19 protein-coding genes are annotated in these 17,960 nt (G+C 73.2%); 12 read left to right on the top strand and 7 right to left on the bottom strand.

What is annotated here, in order from left to right; genetic code table 11:
• Positions 1 to 8: 8 nt before the first annotated feature.
• From ABGB11_RS11735 to ABGB11_RS11715, 5 genes are all read left to right on the top strand, one after another.
• Positions 9 to 530: a gamma carbonic anhydrase family protein gene (locus ABGB11_RS11735; RefSeq protein ID WP_347631766.1), complete on the top strand. Its 522-nt coding sequence runs from the start codon at positions 9 to 11 to the stop codon at positions 528 to 530.
• 75 nt (positions 531 to 605) lie between these two features.
• On the top strand, positions 606 to 1,463 hold the full coding sequence (locus ABGB11_RS11730) for an amidohydrolase family protein (RefSeq protein WP_347631764.1): 858 nt from the start codon (positions 606 to 608) through the stop codon (positions 1,461 to 1,463).
• A gap of 27 nt (positions 1,464 to 1,490) precedes the next feature.
• A complete protein-coding gene (locus ABGB11_RS11725; protein ID WP_347631762.1) occupies positions 1,491 to 1,808 on the top strand; it encodes a DUF2470 domain-containing protein in 318 nt (105 codons plus the stop codon).
• Positions 1,809 to 1,822: 14 nt separating this feature from the next.
• Positions 1,823 to 2,479 carry a biliverdin-producing heme oxygenase gene (locus ABGB11_RS11720; RefSeq protein ID WP_347631760.1) on the top strand — a complete coding sequence of 219 codons (657 nt, stop codon included), beginning with the start codon at positions 1,823 to 1,825 and terminating at the stop codon, positions 2,477 to 2,479.
• A 130-nt stretch (positions 2,480 to 2,609) separates the two neighbouring features.
• Positions 2,610 to 2,795, top strand: coding sequence for a hypothetical protein (locus ABGB11_RS11715; protein WP_075022437.1), 186 nt, complete (start codon positions 2,610 to 2,612; stop codon positions 2,793 to 2,795).
• A gap of 12 nt (positions 2,796 to 2,807) precedes the next feature.
• Here ABGB11_RS11715 and ABGB11_RS11710 read toward each other — a convergent pair whose 3' ends face one another.
• The 3 genes from ABGB11_RS11710 to ABGB11_RS11700 form a co-directional block, all read right to left on the bottom strand.
• Complete coding sequence (locus ABGB11_RS11710) at positions 2,808 to 4,226, bottom strand: RNB domain-containing ribonuclease (protein ID WP_347631758.1); 1,419 nt, start codon at positions 4,224 to 4,226, stop codon at positions 2,808 to 2,810.
• A 120-nt stretch (positions 4,227 to 4,346) separates the two neighbouring features.
• Entirely contained in the window at positions 4,347 to 5,072 is a 726-nt protein-coding gene (locus ABGB11_RS11705) for a Crp/Fnr family transcriptional regulator (RefSeq protein WP_347631756.1), read from the bottom strand.
• A 208-nt stretch (positions 5,073 to 5,280) separates the two neighbouring features.
• Positions 5,281 to 6,201, bottom strand: a complete 921-nt coding sequence (locus ABGB11_RS11700) for a 5'-3' exonuclease (protein WP_347631754.1) — start codon at positions 6,199 to 6,201, stop codon at positions 5,281 to 5,283.
• A gap of 116 nt (positions 6,202 to 6,317) precedes the next feature.
• Here ABGB11_RS11700 and ABGB11_RS11695 point away from each other — a divergent pair, with 116 nt between their 5' ends.
• The 5 genes from ABGB11_RS11695 (at position 6,318) to ABGB11_RS11675 (ending at position 12,583) form a co-directional block, all read left to right on the top strand.
• A complete protein-coding gene (locus ABGB11_RS11695) occupies positions 6,318 to 7,427 on the top strand; it encodes a Xaa-Pro peptidase family protein (protein WP_347631753.1) in 1,110 nt (369 codons plus the stop codon).
• Positions 7,428 to 7,674: 247 nt separating this feature from the next.
• Positions 7,675 to 8,904, top strand: coding sequence for a sn-glycerol-3-phosphate ABC transporter ATP-binding protein UgpC (ugpC, locus tag ABGB11_RS11690; RefSeq protein ID WP_347631751.1), 1,230 nt, complete (start codon positions 7,675 to 7,677; stop codon positions 8,902 to 8,904).
• Positions 8,901 to 10,217, top strand: a complete 1,317-nt coding sequence (locus ABGB11_RS11685; RefSeq protein ID WP_347631750.1) for an extracellular solute-binding protein — start codon at positions 8,901 to 8,903, stop codon at positions 10,215 to 10,217. The genes ugpC (ABGB11_RS11690) and ABGB11_RS11685 overlap by 4 nt, the downstream gene beginning before the upstream one ends.
• A 24-nt stretch (positions 10,218 to 10,241) precedes the next feature.
• Positions 10,242 to 11,630 (top strand): sugar ABC transporter permease, encoded by a 1,389-nt coding sequence (locus ABGB11_RS11680; RefSeq protein ID WP_347631748.1) that lies wholly within the window; start codon positions 10,242 to 10,244, stop codon positions 11,628 to 11,630.
• A complete protein-coding gene (locus tag ABGB11_RS11675; protein ID WP_347631747.1) occupies positions 11,627 to 12,583 on the top strand; it encodes a carbohydrate ABC transporter permease in 957 nt (318 codons plus the stop codon). The genes ABGB11_RS11680 and ABGB11_RS11675 overlap by 4 nt, the downstream gene beginning before the upstream one ends.
• A gap of 73 nt (positions 12,584 to 12,656) precedes the next feature.
• On the opposite strand, the gene ugpC (ABGB11_RS11670) is transcribed toward ABGB11_RS11675, so the two are convergent.
• Entirely contained in the window at positions 12,657 to 13,904 is a 1,248-nt protein-coding gene (gene ugpC / locus ABGB11_RS11670) for a sn-glycerol-3-phosphate ABC transporter ATP-binding protein UgpC (protein WP_347631745.1), read from the bottom strand.
• Between the two features lie 149 nt (positions 13,905 to 14,053).
• Between ugpC (ABGB11_RS11670) and ABGB11_RS11665 the strand changes: the two genes are divergently transcribed.
• Both ABGB11_RS11665 and ABGB11_RS11660 read left to right on the top strand, forming a co-directional pair.
• On the top strand, positions 14,054 to 15,076 hold the full coding sequence (locus ABGB11_RS11665) for a LacI family DNA-binding transcriptional regulator (protein WP_347631744.1): 1,023 nt from the start codon (positions 14,054 to 14,056) through the stop codon (positions 15,074 to 15,076).
• A 72-nt stretch (positions 15,077 to 15,148) separates the two neighbouring features.
• A complete protein-coding gene (locus ABGB11_RS11660) occupies positions 15,149 to 15,589 on the top strand; it encodes an Lrp/AsnC family transcriptional regulator (RefSeq protein ID WP_024935923.1) in 441 nt (146 codons plus the stop codon).
• On the opposite strand, the gene ABGB11_RS11655 is transcribed toward ABGB11_RS11660, so the two are convergent.
• From ABGB11_RS11655 to ABGB11_RS11645, 3 genes are all read right to left on the bottom strand, one after another.
• The gene (locus ABGB11_RS11655; RefSeq protein WP_347631743.1) at positions 15,586 to 16,512 is read right to left on the bottom strand and encodes a TIGR03619 family F420-dependent LLM class oxidoreductase; all 927 of its coding nucleotides are present in this window, start codon (positions 16,510 to 16,512) and stop codon (positions 15,586 to 15,588) included. The genes ABGB11_RS11660 and ABGB11_RS11655 overlap by 4 nt on opposite strands.
• Positions 16,513 to 16,573: 61 nt before the next feature.
• A complete protein-coding gene (locus ABGB11_RS11650) occupies positions 16,574 to 17,347 on the bottom strand; it encodes a metallophosphoesterase (protein ID WP_347631741.1) in 774 nt (257 codons plus the stop codon).
• Positions 17,348 to 17,414: 67 nt separating this feature from the next.
• Entirely contained in the window at positions 17,415 to 17,954 is a 540-nt protein-coding gene (locus ABGB11_RS11645; RefSeq protein ID WP_347631740.1) for a DUF1707 and FHA domain-containing protein, read from the bottom strand.
• Positions 17,955 to 17,960: the final 6 nt, after the last annotated feature.

Below are 17,960 nucleotides of genomic sequence, written 5' to 3'. Positions count from 1 at the left end.
TCCGCCGCATGGCCGTCTACGCGCTGGGAGACCAGGTACCCGACATCCATCCGTCCGCGTACGTCCACCCGGACGCGACCGTCATCGGGTCGGTGACCCTCGGGGAGGACGCCACCGTGTGGCCCGGCGCCGTGCTCCGCGGCGACTACGGGACGATCACCGTCGGCGCCCGCACGTCCGTCCAGGACGGCACCGTCGTGCACACCACCGCGCGGTGGCCGACCGTCATCGGCGCCGACTGCGTGATCGGCCACAACGCCCACCTGGAGGGCTGCGTCGTCGAGGACCGCTGCCTCGTCGGATCCGGCTCCGTCGTCCTCAACCGCGCCCGCGTCGGCACCCGCGGCGTCGTCGGCGCCGGCGCCGTCCTCACCGAGGACGGGGCCGTCCCGCCCGAGCACACCGCCCTCGGCATCCCCGCCCGCGCCCGCCCCGGCGGGATCGACGAGACATGGCACGCCGAGGCCGTCGCCATGTACGTCGGGAACGGCCGCCGCTACGCCGCCGAACTGACCCTGATCCAGCCCTGACACGGATCCAGCCCTGACACGGACCCGGTCCCGACACCGGCCCGGCCCGGCCCGGCCCCGAGACGGAAGGCGCTCATGCTCGACGGACGCCCGCTGGTCGACGCGCACGTGCACGCCGCCCGGCTGCCGACGCTGCCGCCGGCCTGGCGGCAGTGGGCCGAGGAGTTCGGGTCCTCGCACCCCTGGCAGGACCTCTACGACGCCGACGGCACCCTCGTGCCCGAGCGGGTCGACGCCTACTTCGAGGGCGAGGGCGTCGACATCGCCCTGCTGCTGTGCGAGTACAGCCCGAAGACCACCGGCACGCAGCCCATCGAGGACCTGGTGCCGCTCCTCAAGCACAACCCGCGGCGCTTCAAGCCCATCGCCAACGTCAACCCCCACCTGCACTACCCGATCGGCGACGAGGTCGAGCGGCAGCCGCGGTTCGGCGCCGCCGCGCTGAAGCTGCACCCGGTCCACGGGGGGTTCAGCGTCGCCGACCCGGAGCTCTACCCCGCCTACGAGGTGTGCCGCGACGCGGGCCTGCCCGTCGTCGTGCACTGCGGCACCAGCTCGTTCCCCGGCTCCGCCAACCGGTACGCCGACCCCACGCCGGTCGACGACGTGCTGCGGCTGTTCCCCGGCCTGACGTTCATCCTCGCGCACGGGGGGCGCGGCTGGTGGTACGACGCCGCCGCGTTCCTCGCGCTGTCCCGCGAGAACGTCTGGATCGAGCTGTCCGGGCTGCCGCCGCGCCGGCTCCCCGAGTACTACGCCCGCCACGACCTGGAGCGCCTGGCCCGCAAGTTCGTCTACGGCACCGACTGGCCCGGCGTCCCCGGCGTCGCCCGCAACGCCCGCGCCGTCGCCGCCCTCGGCCTCGCCGAGGAGACCCTGGCCCTCGTCCTCGGCGGCAACGCCCTCCGGGTCTACAAAGGCCTGTCGGTTTAGCCTCCGCCCACCGGAAAGGACACGCCCATGACCGACGCGGACCCCTTCGGCGACGACGTCGTGGAGCAGATCAAGCGGCACATGAACGACGACCACGCCGCCGACTGCCTCACGATCTGCCGCGCGCTCGGCGGCCGGTCCGGCGCGACCGCGGCCCGGATGACCGGAATGGACGCCGCCGGCATCGAGTTCGCCGTCACCGACGGCGGCGCCGAGCACCCCGTCCGGATCCCCTTCGCCGAGCGGCTCACCGAACGGCCGCAGGTGCGCCGCGAGGTGGTCCGCATGACCCATGAGGCGCGTGCGGCGCTCGGCGCCCCACTGGACGTTCCCGACGGAGCGTAGGTAACGTATCCGACATGGCGTCGGTAAACGCGTCGTTCTCCGCGCGGCTGCGGGCCGCCACCTGGAGCGACCACGGGGACAACGAGACCTCGGCCTACATGAGCGCCCTGGTCGAGGGCCGGCTCGGCGGCGACGAGTACGCCGCCCTGGTGGCCCAGCTGTACCCCGTCTACGACCTGCTGGAGCGAGCGGCCGACCGGATGGCCTCCGACCCGGTCGCCGGCCCGTTCGACCTTCCCGGCCTGCGCCGCCGCGACGCGCTGGAGGCCGACCTGGCCCACTTCTACGGGCCGCGCTGGCGCGCCCGTGTCAGGCCGAACGCGGCGACGGCCCGCTACTGCGACCGCCTCCGCGAGGTGTGCTTCGACTGGCCGGGCGGGTTCGTCGCGCACCACTACACCCGCTACCTGGGCGACCTGTCCGGCGGGCAGTACATCGGCGTCCAGGTGCGCAAGACCCTGGAGCTGTCGGCCGGCGAGGACGGCGTGCGCTTCTACCGCTTCCCCGGCAAGCCCAAGGCCTACAAGGACCGCTACCGCGCGCTGCTGGACGCCGCCCCCTGGGACGCCGCCGAGCAGGACCGCGTCATCCGCGAGGTCAAGGCCGCCTACCGGCTCAACGCCGCCGTCACCGCCGAACTCGGAGAGCACCTGCGCCTCGACGCCGCGTAGCGTCCCGGGGCGGCCGCCAGAGCGGAAAACGGGCGACCGAAACGCGCCGGCGGTTTGCGGGACGGGCCCGCGGAGATCCGGTAGGCAGCCGAGGGGCCCGTACCGGGGCCCCCGACCCACGGAGGCCCCCATGCTCGCGATCGTCGCCGCGATCGTCTTCGCCCTCGCCCTGCTCTTCGACCTGGCCGACTACGCGTCCGACGCCATCAACAACGGGACGCTGACCGTCCTCGGCCTGCTGCTCATCGCGCTGCACTTCGCCGGTGTCGGGACGAGCACGAACTGGCGCCCGCGCCGCTCCGGCCGCCGCCGCTGACCCGCCCCGCGGTCACGCCGCAGGGGAGAACAGGACGCGGCGCCGCGCCGGATCCGCCTCCTCCAGTCGCACCTTGACCTGCTCGCCGAGCGGCAGCCCCGCCCCCTCGCAGCGGCCGAACACCGGCGGCGCCACCAGTTGGACGCGCCCGCCGGAGCCGTCGGCGCTGACGTCCACCACCACCGCGTCGAACACCTCGCCGACGTGGTCGCGCAGCAGCAGCGCCTCCACCAGGTCGACGCACGCGTGGTCGACGTCGGCGCCCCGCCGCAGCGCCCGCTGCATCACCTCCGGCAGGTCCGGCAGCGCCTCCCGCGCCCAGCCCGGCACGGATCGTCCCGCCGCCAGCGCCAGGCAGACCTCGGTGGCGTACCGGTCCGCCAGCCGCCGGATCGGCGCCGTGACGTGCGCGTACGGCGCCGCGACCGCGGCGTGCACGGCCTGCTCGGGCGGCGCCCCGTCGAACGCGGTGTAGCCGGCGCCGCGCATCAGCGCCGCCGCGTCGTGCAGGAACGCCGCGTGCCGGGGCAGCGAAGGGTCGAGCGCGCGGACGATGTCCCCGTACGAGGCGTCCCCCGGCCAGGCGACGCCGAGCGCGCGGGCCGCCAGCCGCAGCCGCCCGACCGCCTCGGCGGGCGCGGGCGGCATCGTGCGCAGCAGCCCCACGCCGCCGTCCAGCATCAGCCGGGCCGCGGCCCGCCCGGTCAGCAGCGAGATCTGCGCGTTCCACGCCTCGGTCGCGAGGTCGCCGCGCAGCTTCAGCGTCCATCCGCCGCCGGCGTGCACGACCTCCTGCTCGGGCAGCGGCAGGCTCACCCCGCCGCGCGCCGCCTCCGCCGCGATCAGCCGCTCTCCGATCTCGCCGAGCAGCGCGATCCGCGCGTCGCCGTCGTCGTGCCGGGCGGTGGCGTAGTCGAGCCGGTCGCGGCTGCGGACGATCGCCCGCCGCACGTCCACGCCGGTGATCCGGCCCCCGTCGTCGATGTCGATCGTCCACGCCACGGCAGGGCGGTCCCGGCCCGGCAGCAGGCTCGCGCTGCCCTCCGACAGGGGGCGCGGATGCAGCGGCGAGTTCGCGTCCGGCAGGTAGAGCGTGACGCCGCGGGCGCGGGCCTCGGCGTCCAGCGCGCCGCCCGGCCGGACGAACCCGGCCACGTCCGCGATCGCGTACCGCACCCGGTGACCCGACCCTCGCCGCTCCAGGTGCATCGCCTGGTCCAGATCCATCGAGCCGGGCGGGTCCAGGGTGAAGAACGGCACGCCGCGCAGGTCGGCGCGGCCGTCGGCCGGCACGCCGGCCCCCGCGGCCTCGGCGAGGGCGGCGGGCGGGAACGCGCCGGGCACCGAGTACTCGGCGCGGATCCGGTCGAGCCCCGCACGGACCTCGGCGTCGGCCTCGGCGGTACGCAGTCGCAGCGGTCGGCGCGGCACAGAACCGAGCGTACGGGACGAACGCGCCGCCCTAATCCGAATCTACAATGTAAAGGCGTGCGCCCGGTGTGCACTCCACCCGCCCTCCGGCGCCGCGCGGACGGGCCCGATCCTGCGGGTTCACTCCTCGGAGCTCTGCGCGAACTCCCGCAAGCGCGGCGGATCCTCCACGGTGATCTTGCGCCAGCCGGTGCTGACCAGGCCCTCCCGCCGCAGCGTGGCCAGGGCCCGCGCCACGGTCTCGCGGGAGGCGTCCATCCAGCTGCCGAGCTCCTCCTGCGACAGCGGCGGGCCGATGGCGATCGCGCCGTCCGGCCCCGGCGGGGCGTGCCGGGCCGACAGCTCGGCGAGCCCGTCCAGCAGCAGCGCCAGCCGCCGCGCGCCCTGCGCCGACACGTGCGCCTGCAGCCTGCGGTCCGCGTCGTCGAGCCGCTGCACGAACGTGCCGCTGACCAGCAGCCACACGCGCGGATGGGCGTCCAGGAAGGCGGTGAACCGGGCCGCGGGGACCACCAGCGCCCGGACGTGGTCGAGCGCCTGCACGGTCGCCGACCGCTCCCGGCGGCCGAGCACCGCGCTCTCGCAGACCAGGTCGCCGGGCCCGCGCACGGCGAGCACCACCACGCGCCCGTCCTCGCCGGCGGAGGTGACCTTCGCCCAGCCCGACTCGATGATGATGATGTGGTCGGAATCGTCGCCCTGGTAGCACAGGGGCACCCGCGGGGCGTAGGTCCGCGACCGGCCGGCCGCGCGCAGCGCCGCGCGCTCCGGTACGTCCAGTGCGTCCCAGAATCCGCCGCCGGGGCTCGCGGCAGGACCGCCGCGGGGAATGGTCCGCTCACTCACGGCACGTCCGTCTCCGGTCCGGGGGTTCGGATGAACCGGCACCCGCGGCAGTTGGGGGGAGTGGGGCGGTGAGGCCCAGTGCCGCGGGTACCGGTCGCCTGCATGTGCCTATGAGAACCCCTCACTGTTCCGCATGCTGCACGCCGGGGAACGCGCTGTCTGCGTCTTCTGACACTTTTAGCGCAAATTGCAGCGAAATCCCGGGCGGTCAGCGGGCGAGGGCGTTCAGCAGGCGGTTGACGGGGCTGGAAAGGTTCCAGCGGTCGGCGAGCTCCACGAGGGCCGCGGCGTCGCGCGGCTCGGCGGGCAGCCGGTCGTCCAGCCCCGCCAGCTCGGGGGCGTCGATGTCGGTGACGACCCGGACCACCGTCTCGGCCGCGGCGAGGTACTCGCGGGCCGCCTCCATCCGCCGGCGGGCGCCCGCCGGGAACCCCTCGTCGGTGCCCGCGTCGAGCGCCGCGAGGATGCCGCCCACCGACCCGAACCGGGTGACCAGCGCCGCGGCGGTCTTGTCGCCGACGCCCGGCACCCCGGGCAGCCCGTCGCTCGGGTCGCCCCGCAGGGTGGCGTAGTCGCCGTAGCCGCGGCCCGGGATGCCGTACTTGGCCGCGACCTCCTTCTCGCCCATCACCTGCAGGTTCCGGATGCCCCGCGCCGTGTACAGGACGGCGACGGGACCGGCGTCGTCGACGAGCTGGAACAGGTCGCGGTCGCCGGTCACGATGTCGACCGGCCCTTCGGCCGCGCCCCGCACCGCCAGCGTCCCGATCACGTCGTCGGCCTCGTAGCCGGGGACGCCCGCGCGCGCCAGCCCGAACGCGTCCAGCACCTGGTCGATGATCGGCAGCTGCGCCTCCAGCGCGTCCGGCGTCTGGTCACCGCCGTCGTCGGCGACGCGGTGCGCCTTGTAGGACGGCAGCGCGGCCACCCGGAACGCGGGCCGCCAGTCGGCGTCCATGCAGCACACCAGGCGGTCGGGCCGCCGGTCCTGGACGAGCCGCGCGATCATGTCGATGAGGCCGCGCACCGCGTTCACCGGCGTCCCGTCGGGCGCCTTCACCGACTCGGGCACCCCGAAGAAGGCGCGGAAGTACAGCGACGGCGTGTCCAGCAGCATCAGCCCAGCCATGACGCACATGCTGCCACGCCGGTCCGACGCCGCGCCGCTCCGCCGCTCCTGCGATCCTGGAACCAGGCCATCGGACAGGGCCGGTCATCGGACAGGACAGAGGAACGGAGACGGGTGTGACGACGGAGTTGTATCCGCGGGAGCGTGTCGGGCTGGTACAGGAGGCGGTGGCGAAGGCGGGCCTCGGGGCCGTGCTGCTGACGCCCGGGCCCGACCTGCGCTACGTCACCGGCTACGACGCGAAGCAGCTGGAGCGGCTGACCTGCCTGGCGGTGCCCGCGGAGGGCGAGCCGTTCCTGGTCGTCCCGCGGCTGGAGGTCCCCGCTGCGCAGGCGTCGCCGGCCGGTGCGCTCGGGATCGAGCTGGTGCCCTGGGACGAGACCGAGGACCCCTACGCCCTGACGGCCTCCCGGCTGCCGCGCGGCCCGGTGAAGGTGGCCGTCGCGGACCGGATGTGGGCGGTGATGGCGCTGCGGTTCCGCGCCGCGCTGCCGGAGGCCGAGCAGGTCGCCGCGGGGCCGGTGCTGCGCGGCCTGCGGATCCGCAAGTCCGCCGCCGAGGTGGCGGCGCTGCGCGAGGCCGGCGCGGCGATCGACCGGGTGCACCGCCGCGTGCCGGACCTGCTGAGGGCCGGGCGCACCGAGCGGGAGGTCGGCCGCGACATCGCCGACGCGATCATCGCCGAGGGGCACGCCCAGGTCGACTTCGTGATCGTCGGGTCCGGACCGAACGGCGCGAACCCGCACGCCGAGCTCTCCGACCGCGTCATCCGGCCCGGCGAGCCCGTCGTGGTCGACATCGGCGGGACGATGCCGAGCGGCTACTGCTCGGACTCGACGCGCAACTACTGCGTGGGCGAGCCGCCCGCCGAGTACCTGGCGTACTACCGGGTGCTGGAGGAGGCGCAGCGGGCGTCGTCGGAGGCCGTCCGCCCGGGGGCCACGCCCGAGGCGGTGGACGCGGCGGGCCGCGACATCATCGCCGCCGCCGGCCACGGCGAGCACTTCTTCCACCGCACCGGGCACGGCATCGGGCTGGAGTCGCACGAGGACCCCTACATCGTCGCCGGCAACCGCGAGCCGCTGGAGCCCGGCATGGCGTTCTCGATCGAGCCGGGCATCTACCCCGGCCCGCACGGCGCCCGCATCGAGGACATCGTCGTCTGCACCGAGGACGGCCACGAGCCGCTGAACGTCACCGAGCGCGGCCTGGTCATCGTGGACTGACCTCCGCGGGGGAGAGCGGATCCCGCACGAGGGCGCGGACGGTTTTCGTTCCGCGCCCTCGCCGTGTTTTCGGACGTCGCAAAATGACCTGGAAACGGGTCGGTAACGATCTACGTACCAAATCCGTCAGCCCGCACCCTGCGTGTTGCGGTCCGGGCGGTCTGCCCTGTACCTCCTTATTGCACTGTTACGCGGGGGTTAATTCGTGTTCCTCCGCATCGACGTGCCGTGACGAAGAGGAGACGCCGTGGCAGAGGTCGACCTGATCGGCGTCGGGAAGGTTTATCCCGACGGCACGCGGGCCGTGACCGACCTGAACCTGCACATCGACGACGGGGAGTTCCTCGTCCTGGTCGGCCCGTCGGGCTGCGGCAAGACCACCGCCCTGCGGATGGTCGCCGGGCTGGAGGAGATCTCCGAGGGCGAGGTCACGATCGGCGGCCGGGTCGTCAACCGGGTGCCCGCCCGCGACCGCGACGTCGCGATGGTCTTCCAGAGCTACGCGCTCTACCCGCACCTGTCGGTCCGCGACAACATCGGGTTCGGGCTGTCGCTGCGCAAGCTGCCCAAGGCCGAGATCAGGGAGAAGGTGGACCGCGCCGCCGACATCCTCGGCCTCACCGAGCACCTGTCGCGCAAGCCCCGCAACCTGTCGGGCGGGCAGCGGCAGCGCGTCGCGATGGGCCGCGCGATCGTCCGCGAGCCGCAGGCGTTCCTCATGGACGAGCCGCTGTCCAACCTCGACGCCAAGCTGCGGGTCCAGATGCGCGCCGAGATCGCCCGCATCCAGCGCGACCTCGGCGTCACCACGATCTACGTCACCCACGACCAGACCGAGGCGATGACGCTCGGCGACCGCGTCGCGGTGATGAAGAAGGGCGAGCTGCAGCAGGTCGCCCCGCCGCAGGAGCTCTACGACCGGCCGGCGAACCTGTTCGTCGCCGGCTTCATCGGCTCCCCGGCCATGAACCTGATCCAGGGCACGCTGTCCGGCGACGCGGAGAACCCGCGCCTGGAGATCGGCGGCCAGACCCTGGCGCTGCCGGCCGCGGTGCTGACCGAGCGCCCGGCCCTCGCCTCCCGCCTCGGGAGCGACGTCGTCGTCGGCATCCGCCCCGAGGACATGGAGGACTCCGAGCTGGTGGACACCCCCGACGGGGCCGCGCTGACCTCCACCGCCGACCTCGTGGAGGCGATGGGCTCGGACGTGCTGGTCCACTTCGCGGTCGAGGCGTCCCAGGTCGTCACCGAGGACACCAAGGAACTCGCGCGCGACGCGGGCACCGACGTGCTGGGGCACCTGGAGAGCCCCCGCACGGACCTGGTCGCGCGGTTCAGCCCGCGCACCCGCGTGAAGGTGGGCGACCCGGTGACGATCCACGTCGACACCGGCCGCCTGCACTTCTTCGATATCGAGTCCGGCGCGTCGATCTGGGGATCCGACGACACCGGTCAGCTCAGGGAGGATGAGGAATGAGGCTCAGCAAGCTGACAGGAGTCGCCGTAACAGCGGCGATGCTCCTGTCCGCGGCCGCCGCGTGCGGCGGCGACGACGGCGACGAAGGCTCCGAGCCCGCCGGCGGGGGAGCGCTGAAGGGCACCACCATCGAGGTCGCGGCCAAGTGGACCGGCCCGGAGGAGACCAACTTCCGCAAGGTGCTGCAGGCGTTCGAGAAGAAGACCGGCGCGAAGGTCAACTACGCCTCCACCGGTGAGAACACCGACGCCTACCTCGGCCCGCGCATCGAGGCCAAGAACCCGCCGGACGTGGCGATCCTGCCGCAGCCCGGCCTGATGCAGCAGTACGCCGAGAAGGGGTCGCTCAAGCCCCTCGGCGACGACGTGGTGGCCGAGGTCGGCAAGAATTTCGCCCCGTACTGGAAGGAGCTCGGCTCCTCCGACGGCAAGACCTACGGCGTGATGGTCAAGGCCGCCTACAAGTCGATCCTGTGGTACCGGCCGCAGGTGTTCGACGACGCCGGCGTCCAGCCGCCCGCCACGTGGGCCGACCTGACCAAGGCCGCGGGCACCCTGCAGGACGCGGGCACCACGCCGATCACCCTGGCCGCCGGCCCGCAGGACTCCTGGACGCTGACCGACTGGTTCGAGAACGTCTACCTGTCGCAGGCCGGGCCCGAGAACTACGACAAGCTCGCCAAGCACGAGATCAAGTGGACCGACCCGACGGTCGGCAAGGCGCTGCAGACGCTCGCCGAGATCTGGGGCAAGCCCGACTTCCTGAACGGCGGCGTCGCCACCGCGACCAAGACCAAGTTCGACGAGTCGGTCACCCAGGTCTTCGGTCAGGACAAGGCCGCCATGGTCTACGGCGGCGACTTCGCCGCCGCCAACATCGCCACCACCAAGGCCAAGGTCGGCACCGACGCCAAGGTGTTCGCGTTCCCGCAGGCCGGCGACACCGCCCCGGCGATCCTCGGCGGCGACGTCGCGGTCGCGCTGAAGGACGGCAAGGGCGCCCAGGAGCTGATGAAGTTCCTCGCCTCCCCCGAGGCGGGCAAGGTGTGGGCCGGGCTCGGCGGCTACCTGACGCCGAACAAGAACGTCCCCTCCAGCGCCTACTCCGACCCGATCGCCAAGCAGCTGATCGAGCAGCTGCAGAAGTCCGGCGACGCGGCCCGCTACGACATGTCCGACCTGGCGCCCGCCGCGTTCGGCGCGACGCCCGGCAAGGGCGAGTGGGAGGCGCTGCGCCAGTTCGTGCAGAACCCCACGGACGTCAAGGGCACGCAGGCCAAGCTGGAGGCCGAGGCCGCCAAGGCCTACAAGTAGGGCCGACGAGTAGGGAATCCCTGGATGAAGGCTCCGAATGAGGAGGTGCCGCCGGCCGCGACGGCCGGCGGCGCCGCCGCCGCCGGCCCGCCGGCCGCGGCGTCCCCGGCCCGCCCCGGCCGCGAGCGGCTGAACCCGCCGTCGTGGCTGGCCATGCTGTTCCTGCTGCCGGCGCTCGTGCTGCTCGGCTTCCTCGTGGTTTACCCGATCGTGTACTCGGTGATCCGCAGCCTGTTCGACGCCTCGGGCGACACCTTCGTCGGCGTCGACAACTACACCGGGGTCTTCAAGGGACACGACAACCTCGTCGCGGTGCGCAACACCGCGATCTGGGTCGTGGTCGCGCCCACCGTGGTGACCATCATCGGCCTGCTGTTCGCCGTGCTCACCGAGCGGATCCGGTGGGCCACGGTGTTCAAGCTCGTGGTGTTCATGCCGATGGCGATCTCGTTCCTCGCCTCCGGCGTGATCTTCCGGCTGGTGTACCAGCAGGACCCCGACAAGGGCATCGCCAACGCCGCGATGGTCGCGATCCACGACACGTTCGCCAAGGACACGACCTACCCCGGCGCGGGACCGCGCAGCGGCGGCAACGCCGTCGTCCGGCAGGACGAGGACGGCTCCGTCGGCTCGGTGCGGTCGTACTCGGCGGGCCAGACCGCGCTCCTCCCGCTGCTGAAGGTCAAGCCCGAGTACCTGCCGGAGGACGCCAAGCCCGCCGCGCAGCCGCCCGCGGCCAAGCCGGGGCAGCTCACCGGCACGGTCTGGTTCGACTTCACCAAGGGCGGCGGCGGCCAGCAGAACGTCCCGAACGCCGGCGAGTCCGGCCTGCCCGGGATCAAGGTCGAGGTCGTGCAGAACGGCAAGGTGGTCGCCAAGGCCACCACGGGCGCCGACGGCACCTTCACGATGAAGGACGTGCCGGACGGAACGTTCATGATCCGGCTGCCCAAGGACAACTTCACCGCCGCCTACCGCGGCGCGGAGTGGCTCGGCGGCACGCTCATCACCCCGGCGATCATCGGGTCGTACCTGTGGGTGTGGTCCGGGTTCGCGATGGTGCTGATCGCCGCCGGGCTCGCCGCCATCCCGCGGGACGCGCTGGAGGCGGCCCGCGTCGACGGCGCCACCGAGTGGCAGGTGTTCCGGCGGGTGACGATCCCGCTGCTCGCGCCCGTCCTGATGGTCGTGCTGGTGACGCTGGTCATCAACGTCCTGAAGGTGTTCGACCTCGTCTACATCATCGGCGGCGGCGATCCCGACGCCAGCGTCCTGGCGCTGCAGATGTGGACCGAGTCGTTCGGCGGCGGCAACGACCAGGGCGCCGGCAGCGCCATTGCCGTGCTGCTGTTCGTGCTCGTGCTGCCCGCCATGCTGTTCAACATCCGGCGACTTCGGCAGGAGCGCTCATGAGCACCGCGGAGAAGGAGGCCGGGGCGCCGTCCCCGGCGTCCGGCGGGAACGGGGGCAAGGGCGGCAACGGCGCGGCGGGCGCGCCCCGGCGCGGCGTGGCCGCCCGGATCGTCGGCAGGCTCGGCGGCGGCGCCGCCCAGTCGCTGCTCGTCCTGATCGCGCTGTTCTGGCTGGTGCCGACCCTCGGCCTGCTGGTCGCCTCGCTGCGCTCCAACGAGGACAACAGCGCGGGCGGCTGGTGGCAGGTCTTCACCAAGCCGACGCAGCTGACCGCCGAGTCCTACAGCGCGCTGCTGGACAAGAGCGACTTCGTCGACTCGTTCTGGAACACCGTGCTGATCACCGTTCCGGCGACGGTGCTGGTGGTCGCGATCGCCGCGCTGGCCGCCTACGCGTTCGCGTGGATGGAGTTCCCGGGCCGGGACTGGCTGTTCATGGTCGTCGTCGCGCTGCTGGTCGTGCCCGTCCAGGTGGCGCTGATCCCGGTCGCCAAGCTGTACGGCAAGATCGATTTCGGCGGGTTCCAGATGTTCGGGTCGGTCACCGGCGTGGTGCTGTTCCACGTCGCGTTCGGCCTGCCGTTCGCCATCTTCCTGCTCCGCAACTTCTTCGCGGCGATCCCCCGGGACCTGCTGGAGGCGGCGCGGATGGACGGCGGCTCGGAATGGACGATCTTCCGCAGGGTGATCTTCCCGCTGGGCGGGCCGGCGATCGCCTCGCTCGGCATCTTCCAGTTCCTGTGGGTGTGGAACGACCTGCTGGTCGCGCTGGTGTTCGCCGACACCGAGGCGCAGCCGATGACCAAGTGGCTGCAGTCGCAGATGCGGCAGTTCACCGGCAACATCGACATCCTCGCGCCCGGCGCGTTCCTGTCGCTGATCGTCCCGCTGGCCGTGTTCTTCGCCTTCCAGCGCTACTTCGTCCAGGGCGTCCTCGCCGGCTCGGTGAAGTAGCCCAGGACCCCCAGGACGCCGAAACGGTGCCCACGGCCTTCTCCAGGCCGTGGGCACCGCCCGTTTCAGCGGGTCAGCCGGACTTGCGCAGCCCGGCGGCGCCCTGCCGGCCGGCGGTGTCGGGGTGCCCGATGGCCAGGCCGCTCGACGGGTCGAAGAAGTGCAGCCGGCGGGTGTCGACGGCGAGGTTCACGTCCTGGCCCGGCCGCACGTGCGAGCGGGAGTTGACGCGGGCCGTCCACAGCGCCTTGTTGTCGATCAGCGGGATCGCCATCTCGCCCTCGCCCTCGGCGGCGTCCTCGGCGAGGTCGGCGGTGTCCTTGTGCTCCACCGGCGGCGCGTCGATCGTGAAGATCACGTTGATCTCGCTGCCGAGCTCCTCGGTGACGCTGCTGCGCACCGCCATCGGCGCCCACTCGGAGTCGGCGTGCGCGGCGTCCTCGAAGTCCGACGGGCGGATGCCGAGGATCACCTGGCGGCCGAGGTAGTCCGACAGGCCCGGCCTGCCGTCCAGCACCGCGGCCGGCACCGGCAGGGCGTACCCGGCGAACGACACCTGCGGGCCGCCGTCGCCCGAGGTCAGGTCGGCCAGGACGAAGTTCATCGCCGGCGAGCCGATGAACCCGGCCACGAACAGGTTGACGGGGTTGTCGAAGAGCCGCTGCGGCGTGTCGACCTGCTGCAGCTTGCCCTCCCGCAGCACGCACACCCGGGACCCGAGCGTCATGGCCTCGATCTGGTCGTGGGTGACGTAGACGGTGGTGACGCCGAGCCGCTCGTGCAGCTGGCTGAGCGAGGCGCGCATGGACACGCGGAGCTTGGCGTCCAGGTTCGACAGCGGCTCGTCCATCAGGAACGCCTGCGGCTGGCGGACGATCGCGCGGCCCATCGCGACGCGCTGCCGCTGCCCGCCCGACAGCGCGGCCGGCTTGCGGGACAGGTACTGCTCCAGGCCGAGCATCTTGGCGGCCTCGTGGACCTTCCGCTTGATCTCCGACTTCGGCGTGCCGCGCAGCTTGAGGCCGAACGCCAGGTTCTGCTCGACCGTCATGTGCGGGTAGAGGGCGTAGTTCTGGAACACCATCGCGATGTCGCGGTCCTTCGGCGCCAGGTCGTTGACGACCTGGTCGCCGATGGAGATCTTCCCGCCGCTGATCTCCTCCAGGCCGGCGATCATCCGCAGCGCGGTGGACTTGCCGCAGCCGGACGGCCCGACCAGCACCATGAACTCGCCGTCGCGGACCTCCAGGTCGAGGCCGTCCACGGCCTTCACGCCGCCGCTGTACACCTTGTCGACCCGGTCGAGCACGATCTTGGCCATCCGGCACCCCTTGTTGGAAACGTTTCCCTTACGCTCTGCCGAGCAGGGCTCTTACTGCATTGGCTGGAGTAAACATCATGGAATCGTTTCCAGGGGAGAGGGGGCCGTGAGAAGATGATCGGGACGCGCCAGGGAAGGACGGTCCGGGGATGACGGCACGGCGGCCCGCGACGATCAAGGACGTGGCCGCGGCGGCGGGCGTCGGCATCGCCACGGTGTCGCGGGTGTTCTCCGGGACGGGCTCGGTCAGCGCCGCCACCCGCGAGCGCGTGCTGGCCGCCGCCGCCGGGCTGGACTACCGCCCGAGCGCCCTCGGCCGGGGGCTGAAGCTGCGCCGCACCGGCGGCATCGGCCTGGTCGTCCCCGACGTCACCGACCCGTTCTGCGCCGAGCTCGTCGCGGGCGTCCTGACCTGCGCCCGCAGCCTCGGCGAGCACGTCATCGTGGACGCCGCGCACGGCGACCCGGCCCGCGAGGCCGAGATCGTCGAGCGGCTCGTCGAGCAGCGGGTCGACGGGATCATCGCTCTCCCCGCCGGGGACGCGGCCGACTGGGCCGCCGCCGCCCGCGTCTGCTCCAGCGTCGTGTTCGCCGACCGCGTGCTGCCGGGGCTGCCGGACATCCCGTCCGTCCTCGCCGACGACGCGGGCGGCGTCCGGTCCCTCACCGAGTACCTGGCCGGCCTCGGCCACCGCCGCATCGGGTTCCTCGGCGGCGCCCCGGGGCGCCCGTCCGGGGTGCGGGAGCGCGCGTTCCGCGAGACGCTCGCCCAGCTCGGCGTCCCGGTGGAGGAGGATCTGGTCGTCGCCGCCCGCCCCGCTCGCGACGCCGCCTACGCGGCCGCCGCCGGGCTGCTGCAGCGCCGTGCGGACGTCACCGCCGTGCTGGCCGCCGGCCACCTGCTCGGCGAGGCCGCCGTCCTCGTCGCCCGCGAGCTGGACCTGCGGGTCCCCGCCGACGTGTCGATCGCGATGGTCGGCGACGTCGCCTGGGCCGAGCTGTGCGATCCACCGCTCACCGCCGTCGCCCGGCCCGGCCACGACATCGGCTACCGCGCCTGCGAGCTGCTGCTGCGCGAGCCCGCGCGGCGGGGGAGGGGCGGGCCCGTCCTGCTGCCGGCCGAGCTCGTCGTGCGCGGCAGCTGCGGCCCGCTCCGCCCCGGGCGCCGCTGAAAAACGGCGGATCACCCCGGTCCGTGGCCCGAGCGGGCCCACGCACCCGCCGCGGCACGCTAGATTTCCCGCGTGGAGGAGATCGATCGTCAGATCATCGCGCTGCTGGCCGACGACGGGCGGATGAGTTTCACCGACCTGGCCAAGGAGACCGGGCTGTCGGTGTCGGCGGTGCACCAGCGCGTCCGCCGGCTGCAGAAGCGGGGGATCATCACGGGGTTCGCCGCCCAGCTGGACACCCAGCGGATCGGGCTGCCGCTGACGGCGTTCGTGTCGATCAAGCCGACCGACCCGGCCGCCCCGGACGACGCCCCAGAGCGGCTGGCGCATCTCCAGGCGATCGAGGCCTGCCACTCGGTGGCCGGCGAGGAGAGTTACATCCTGAAGGTGCGGGTCGCGTCCCCGAACGAGCTCGAGGACCTGCTCCAGCAGATCCGCGCCGCCGCGAACGTCGCGACGCGGACGACGGTCGTCCTCAGCACCCCCTGGGAGGCGCGCCGCCCGCCCCTCTAGCCGGCGCCCCCGGCGGGCGCGAACGCGTCCAGCGCCTCCAGGGCGCGGCCGAGGGAGGCGCGCGGGCCCGCCTCCGGTCCCGTCACCTCCGGGTCGAAGTTGAGATCGACGAACAGCTCGGTGACGCCCTGCTCGGCGAGCGCCGAGAAGTCCTCGCGGATCTCCTCGGGGGAGCCGGTCAGCGGCTTGCGGCCGGCCTGCCCGGCGGGACGGACCCGCACCGCGCCCCGGCACACGAACCGCAGCGCGCCCGGGTCGCGCCCGGCCCGTTCGGCGGCCTCCCGGACGACGCCGATGGAGCGGCCGATCGCGGTGAGGTCGGTGCGGCTGGAGCTGACCCAGCCGTCCGCCAGCCGCCCGGCGCGGCGCAGCGCCGGCGCGGCCGCGCCGCCCAGCAGGATCGGCGGCCCGGGGGACTGCAGCGGCCGCGGGTCCATCGTGACCGGCGGGATGTCGTAGAACTCGCCGTGGAACCGCACCGGCTCCCCGGGCCCGCCGCTCCACAAGGTGCGCAGCGCGCCGATGAACTCCTCGGCGCGAGCGCCGCGCCGCTCCATGGGTGCGCCGGTCGCGGCGAACTCCTCGGGCATCCAGCCGTTGCCGAGGCCGAGGTCGAGCCGCCCGCCGCTGACGTGGTCGAGGGTGGCGGCCAGCTTGGCGAGGACCGGCGGGGCGTAGAACGGCATGTTGACGATGGCGACGCCGAGCCGCGCCCGGGTGGTGTGCCCCGCGAGATAGGCGAGCGTGATCAGCGGGTCGGGGACGTTGCGGTAGTTGAGGTCGTCCGAGCCGGCGGGGTTGAGGAGGCGCTGCAGCGTCCACAGCGAGCGGTAGCCGAGCTCCTCGGCGCGCCGCGCGACGGTCACCTGGTTGGCGGGAGTGGACCACGCACCCGACACCGGAACGGCGAACCCGATCTCCACACTGCCTCCTCGTCCAGACCGGACCTTACAACGTCAAGGGCGGGTGCCGGTCCAGCGAACCCTACGCGACCGACCGCTCCAGCCTCATCGCCGCCACGTCGAGCACGCCCCAGTTGCCGTCCACGCCGTCGCAGTCGAACCCGGTCACCCGGACCCGCCCGTGGGGCATCGCGACGTCCCTGGTGTAGGCCCTGTGCAGATGCCCGTGGAACAGGTGGCCGGGCTTGACCGCGTCGACCACGGTCTGCAGGAGTTCGCGGTGGGCGTCGGATCGCTTCCGGTCCTCGCCGTCCCAGAAGCTCGGCAGAGGCGCGAACTCGTGGACGACGCGGGCGGGGCAGTCGTGGGTGAGCATCACGTCGGCGGGCCCGCCGGCGATCGCGCGCCGGGCCTGCTCCGCGGTGATCTCCTCCTCGGGCCACCACGACCTGCCTTCCACGCGGACGGCGCGGTCGAGGGAGACGGCCCCTCCGAGGGCCAGCCAGGTCCGGCCGTGCCAGGTCCAGCGGTGGCCGCGGCGGAGGTGGAGGACGCGGTCGCTCGCCCTCCCGTGCCCATGGCCCGCATCGGGCAGCTCCGCGAGGCGGGGGTGGTCCTCGTGGTTGCCGTCGACGAACCACAGCATCCCGTCCACGCGGGCCAGGTCGAGGTCGAGGCCGCGGAGGTAGGCCCACCCCTGCGGTCCGGGCCATATCCCGAAGTCGCCCGCGTGGAGGACGATGCGGGGGGACTCGTCCGGGAGCAGTTCGGGGAGGCGCCGGATGACGCCGCGCGCCCAGGCGGCGTTGCCGTGCCAGTCGCCGGCCAGCAGGACGTGCGTCGGATCTTGCGGCATGGACTCCATCTTCGCGGTTCGGCCGGCCGCGGAGCGCATCGCCGGCGGTGGGAGCGGGCGGCGCCGGTCAGGGGGCGGTGACGATGAAGATGGAGTTGCCGAACCCGACCTCGTCGCCGGGCCGGACGCGGGCCGGGCCGGTCAGCCGCCAGCCGTTCACGCGGGTGCCGTTCATCGACCCGAGGTCGGAGATCATCCAGCCCTCGTCGGCCCGGTAGATCTCGGCGTGGAAGCGCGAGACGGTCAGGTCGGTGAGGATGAACTGACAGCCGGGGGCGCGGCCGACGACGATCCGGCCGAGCTCGCGCGGCGGCAGCATGAACCGCGGCAGCCGCGGCCCGCGCCACGCGGCCTCGATCCGCGCGGTCACCTGGGACACCTGGGAGATCAGGCCGGTCAGCCGGTTGACGACGCGCCCGGGAGGAGGCAGGTCGTGCACGATGTCGGCCAGTTCGGCCTGGCTGCGCGCCTGCAGCACCTGGTCGACACGGCGCTCGAACGTCTCGTGGGACATGCGCCCCTCGGCCACGCGGTCGCTGAGCACGCGCAGCACCCGGTCCCGTTCCGTGTCGGACGCTCTCACCGGGAATGAGGGCTGTCCGTCCATAGTCGT

Source organism: Actinomadura sp. B10D3 (assembly GCF_039871695.1).
Lineage (GTDB): Bacteria > Actinomycetota > Actinomycetes > Streptosporangiales > Streptosporangiaceae > Spirillospora > Spirillospora madurae.
The sequence above is the reverse complement of the archived record's forward strand: the minus strand, read 5'-3'. Positions and strand labels throughout refer to the sequence as shown.

What these genes read in the sequence shown, in the direction of transcription:
- ABGB11_RS11680 (WP_347631748.1), top strand. Translation starts at nt 10,242, where the DNA reads ATGAAGGCTCCGAATGAGGAGGTGCCGCCGGCCGCGACGGCCGGCGGC.
- ABGB11_RS11700 (WP_347631754.1), bottom strand. Translation starts at nt 6,201, where the DNA reads ATGGCTGGGCTGATGCTGCTGGACACGCCGTCGCTGTACTTCCGCGCC.
- ABGB11_RS11650 (WP_347631741.1), bottom strand. Translation starts at nt 17,347, where the DNA reads ATGCCGCAAGATCCGACGCACGTCCTGCTGGCCGGCGACTGGCACGGC.
- ABGB11_RS11665 (WP_347631744.1), top strand. Translation starts at nt 14,054, where the DNA reads ATGACGGCACGGCGGCCCGCGACGATCAAGGACGTGGCCGCGGCGGCG.
- ABGB11_RS11685 (WP_347631750.1), top strand. Translation starts at nt 8,901, where the DNA reads ATGAGGCTCAGCAAGCTGACAGGAGTCGCCGTAACAGCGGCGATGCTC.
- ABGB11_RS11735 (WP_347631766.1), top strand. Translation starts at nt 9, where the DNA reads ATGGCCGTCTACGCGCTGGGAGACCAGGTACCCGACATCCATCCGTCC.
- ABGB11_RS11730 (WP_347631764.1), top strand. Translation starts at nt 606, where the DNA reads ATGCTCGACGGACGCCCGCTGGTCGACGCGCACGTGCACGCCGCCCGG.
- ABGB11_RS11645 (WP_347631740.1), bottom strand. Translation starts at nt 17,954, where the DNA reads ATGGACGGACAGCCCTCATTCCCGGTGAGAGCGTCCGACACGGAACGG.
- ABGB11_RS11720 (WP_347631760.1), top strand. Translation starts at nt 1,823, where the DNA reads ATGGCGTCGGTAAACGCGTCGTTCTCCGCGCGGCTGCGGGCCGCCACC.
- ABGB11_RS11725 (WP_347631762.1), top strand. Translation starts at nt 1,491, where the DNA reads ATGACCGACGCGGACCCCTTCGGCGACGACGTCGTGGAGCAGATCAAG.
- ABGB11_RS11675 (WP_347631747.1), top strand. Translation starts at nt 11,627, where the DNA reads ATGAGCACCGCGGAGAAGGAGGCCGGGGCGCCGTCCCCGGCGTCCGGC.
- ABGB11_RS11715 (WP_075022437.1), top strand. Translation starts at nt 2,610, where the DNA reads ATGCTCGCGATCGTCGCCGCGATCGTCTTCGCCCTCGCCCTGCTCTTC.
- ugpC (WP_347631745.1), bottom strand. Translation starts at nt 13,904, where the DNA reads ATGGCCAAGATCGTGCTCGACCGGGTCGACAAGGTGTACAGCGGCGGC.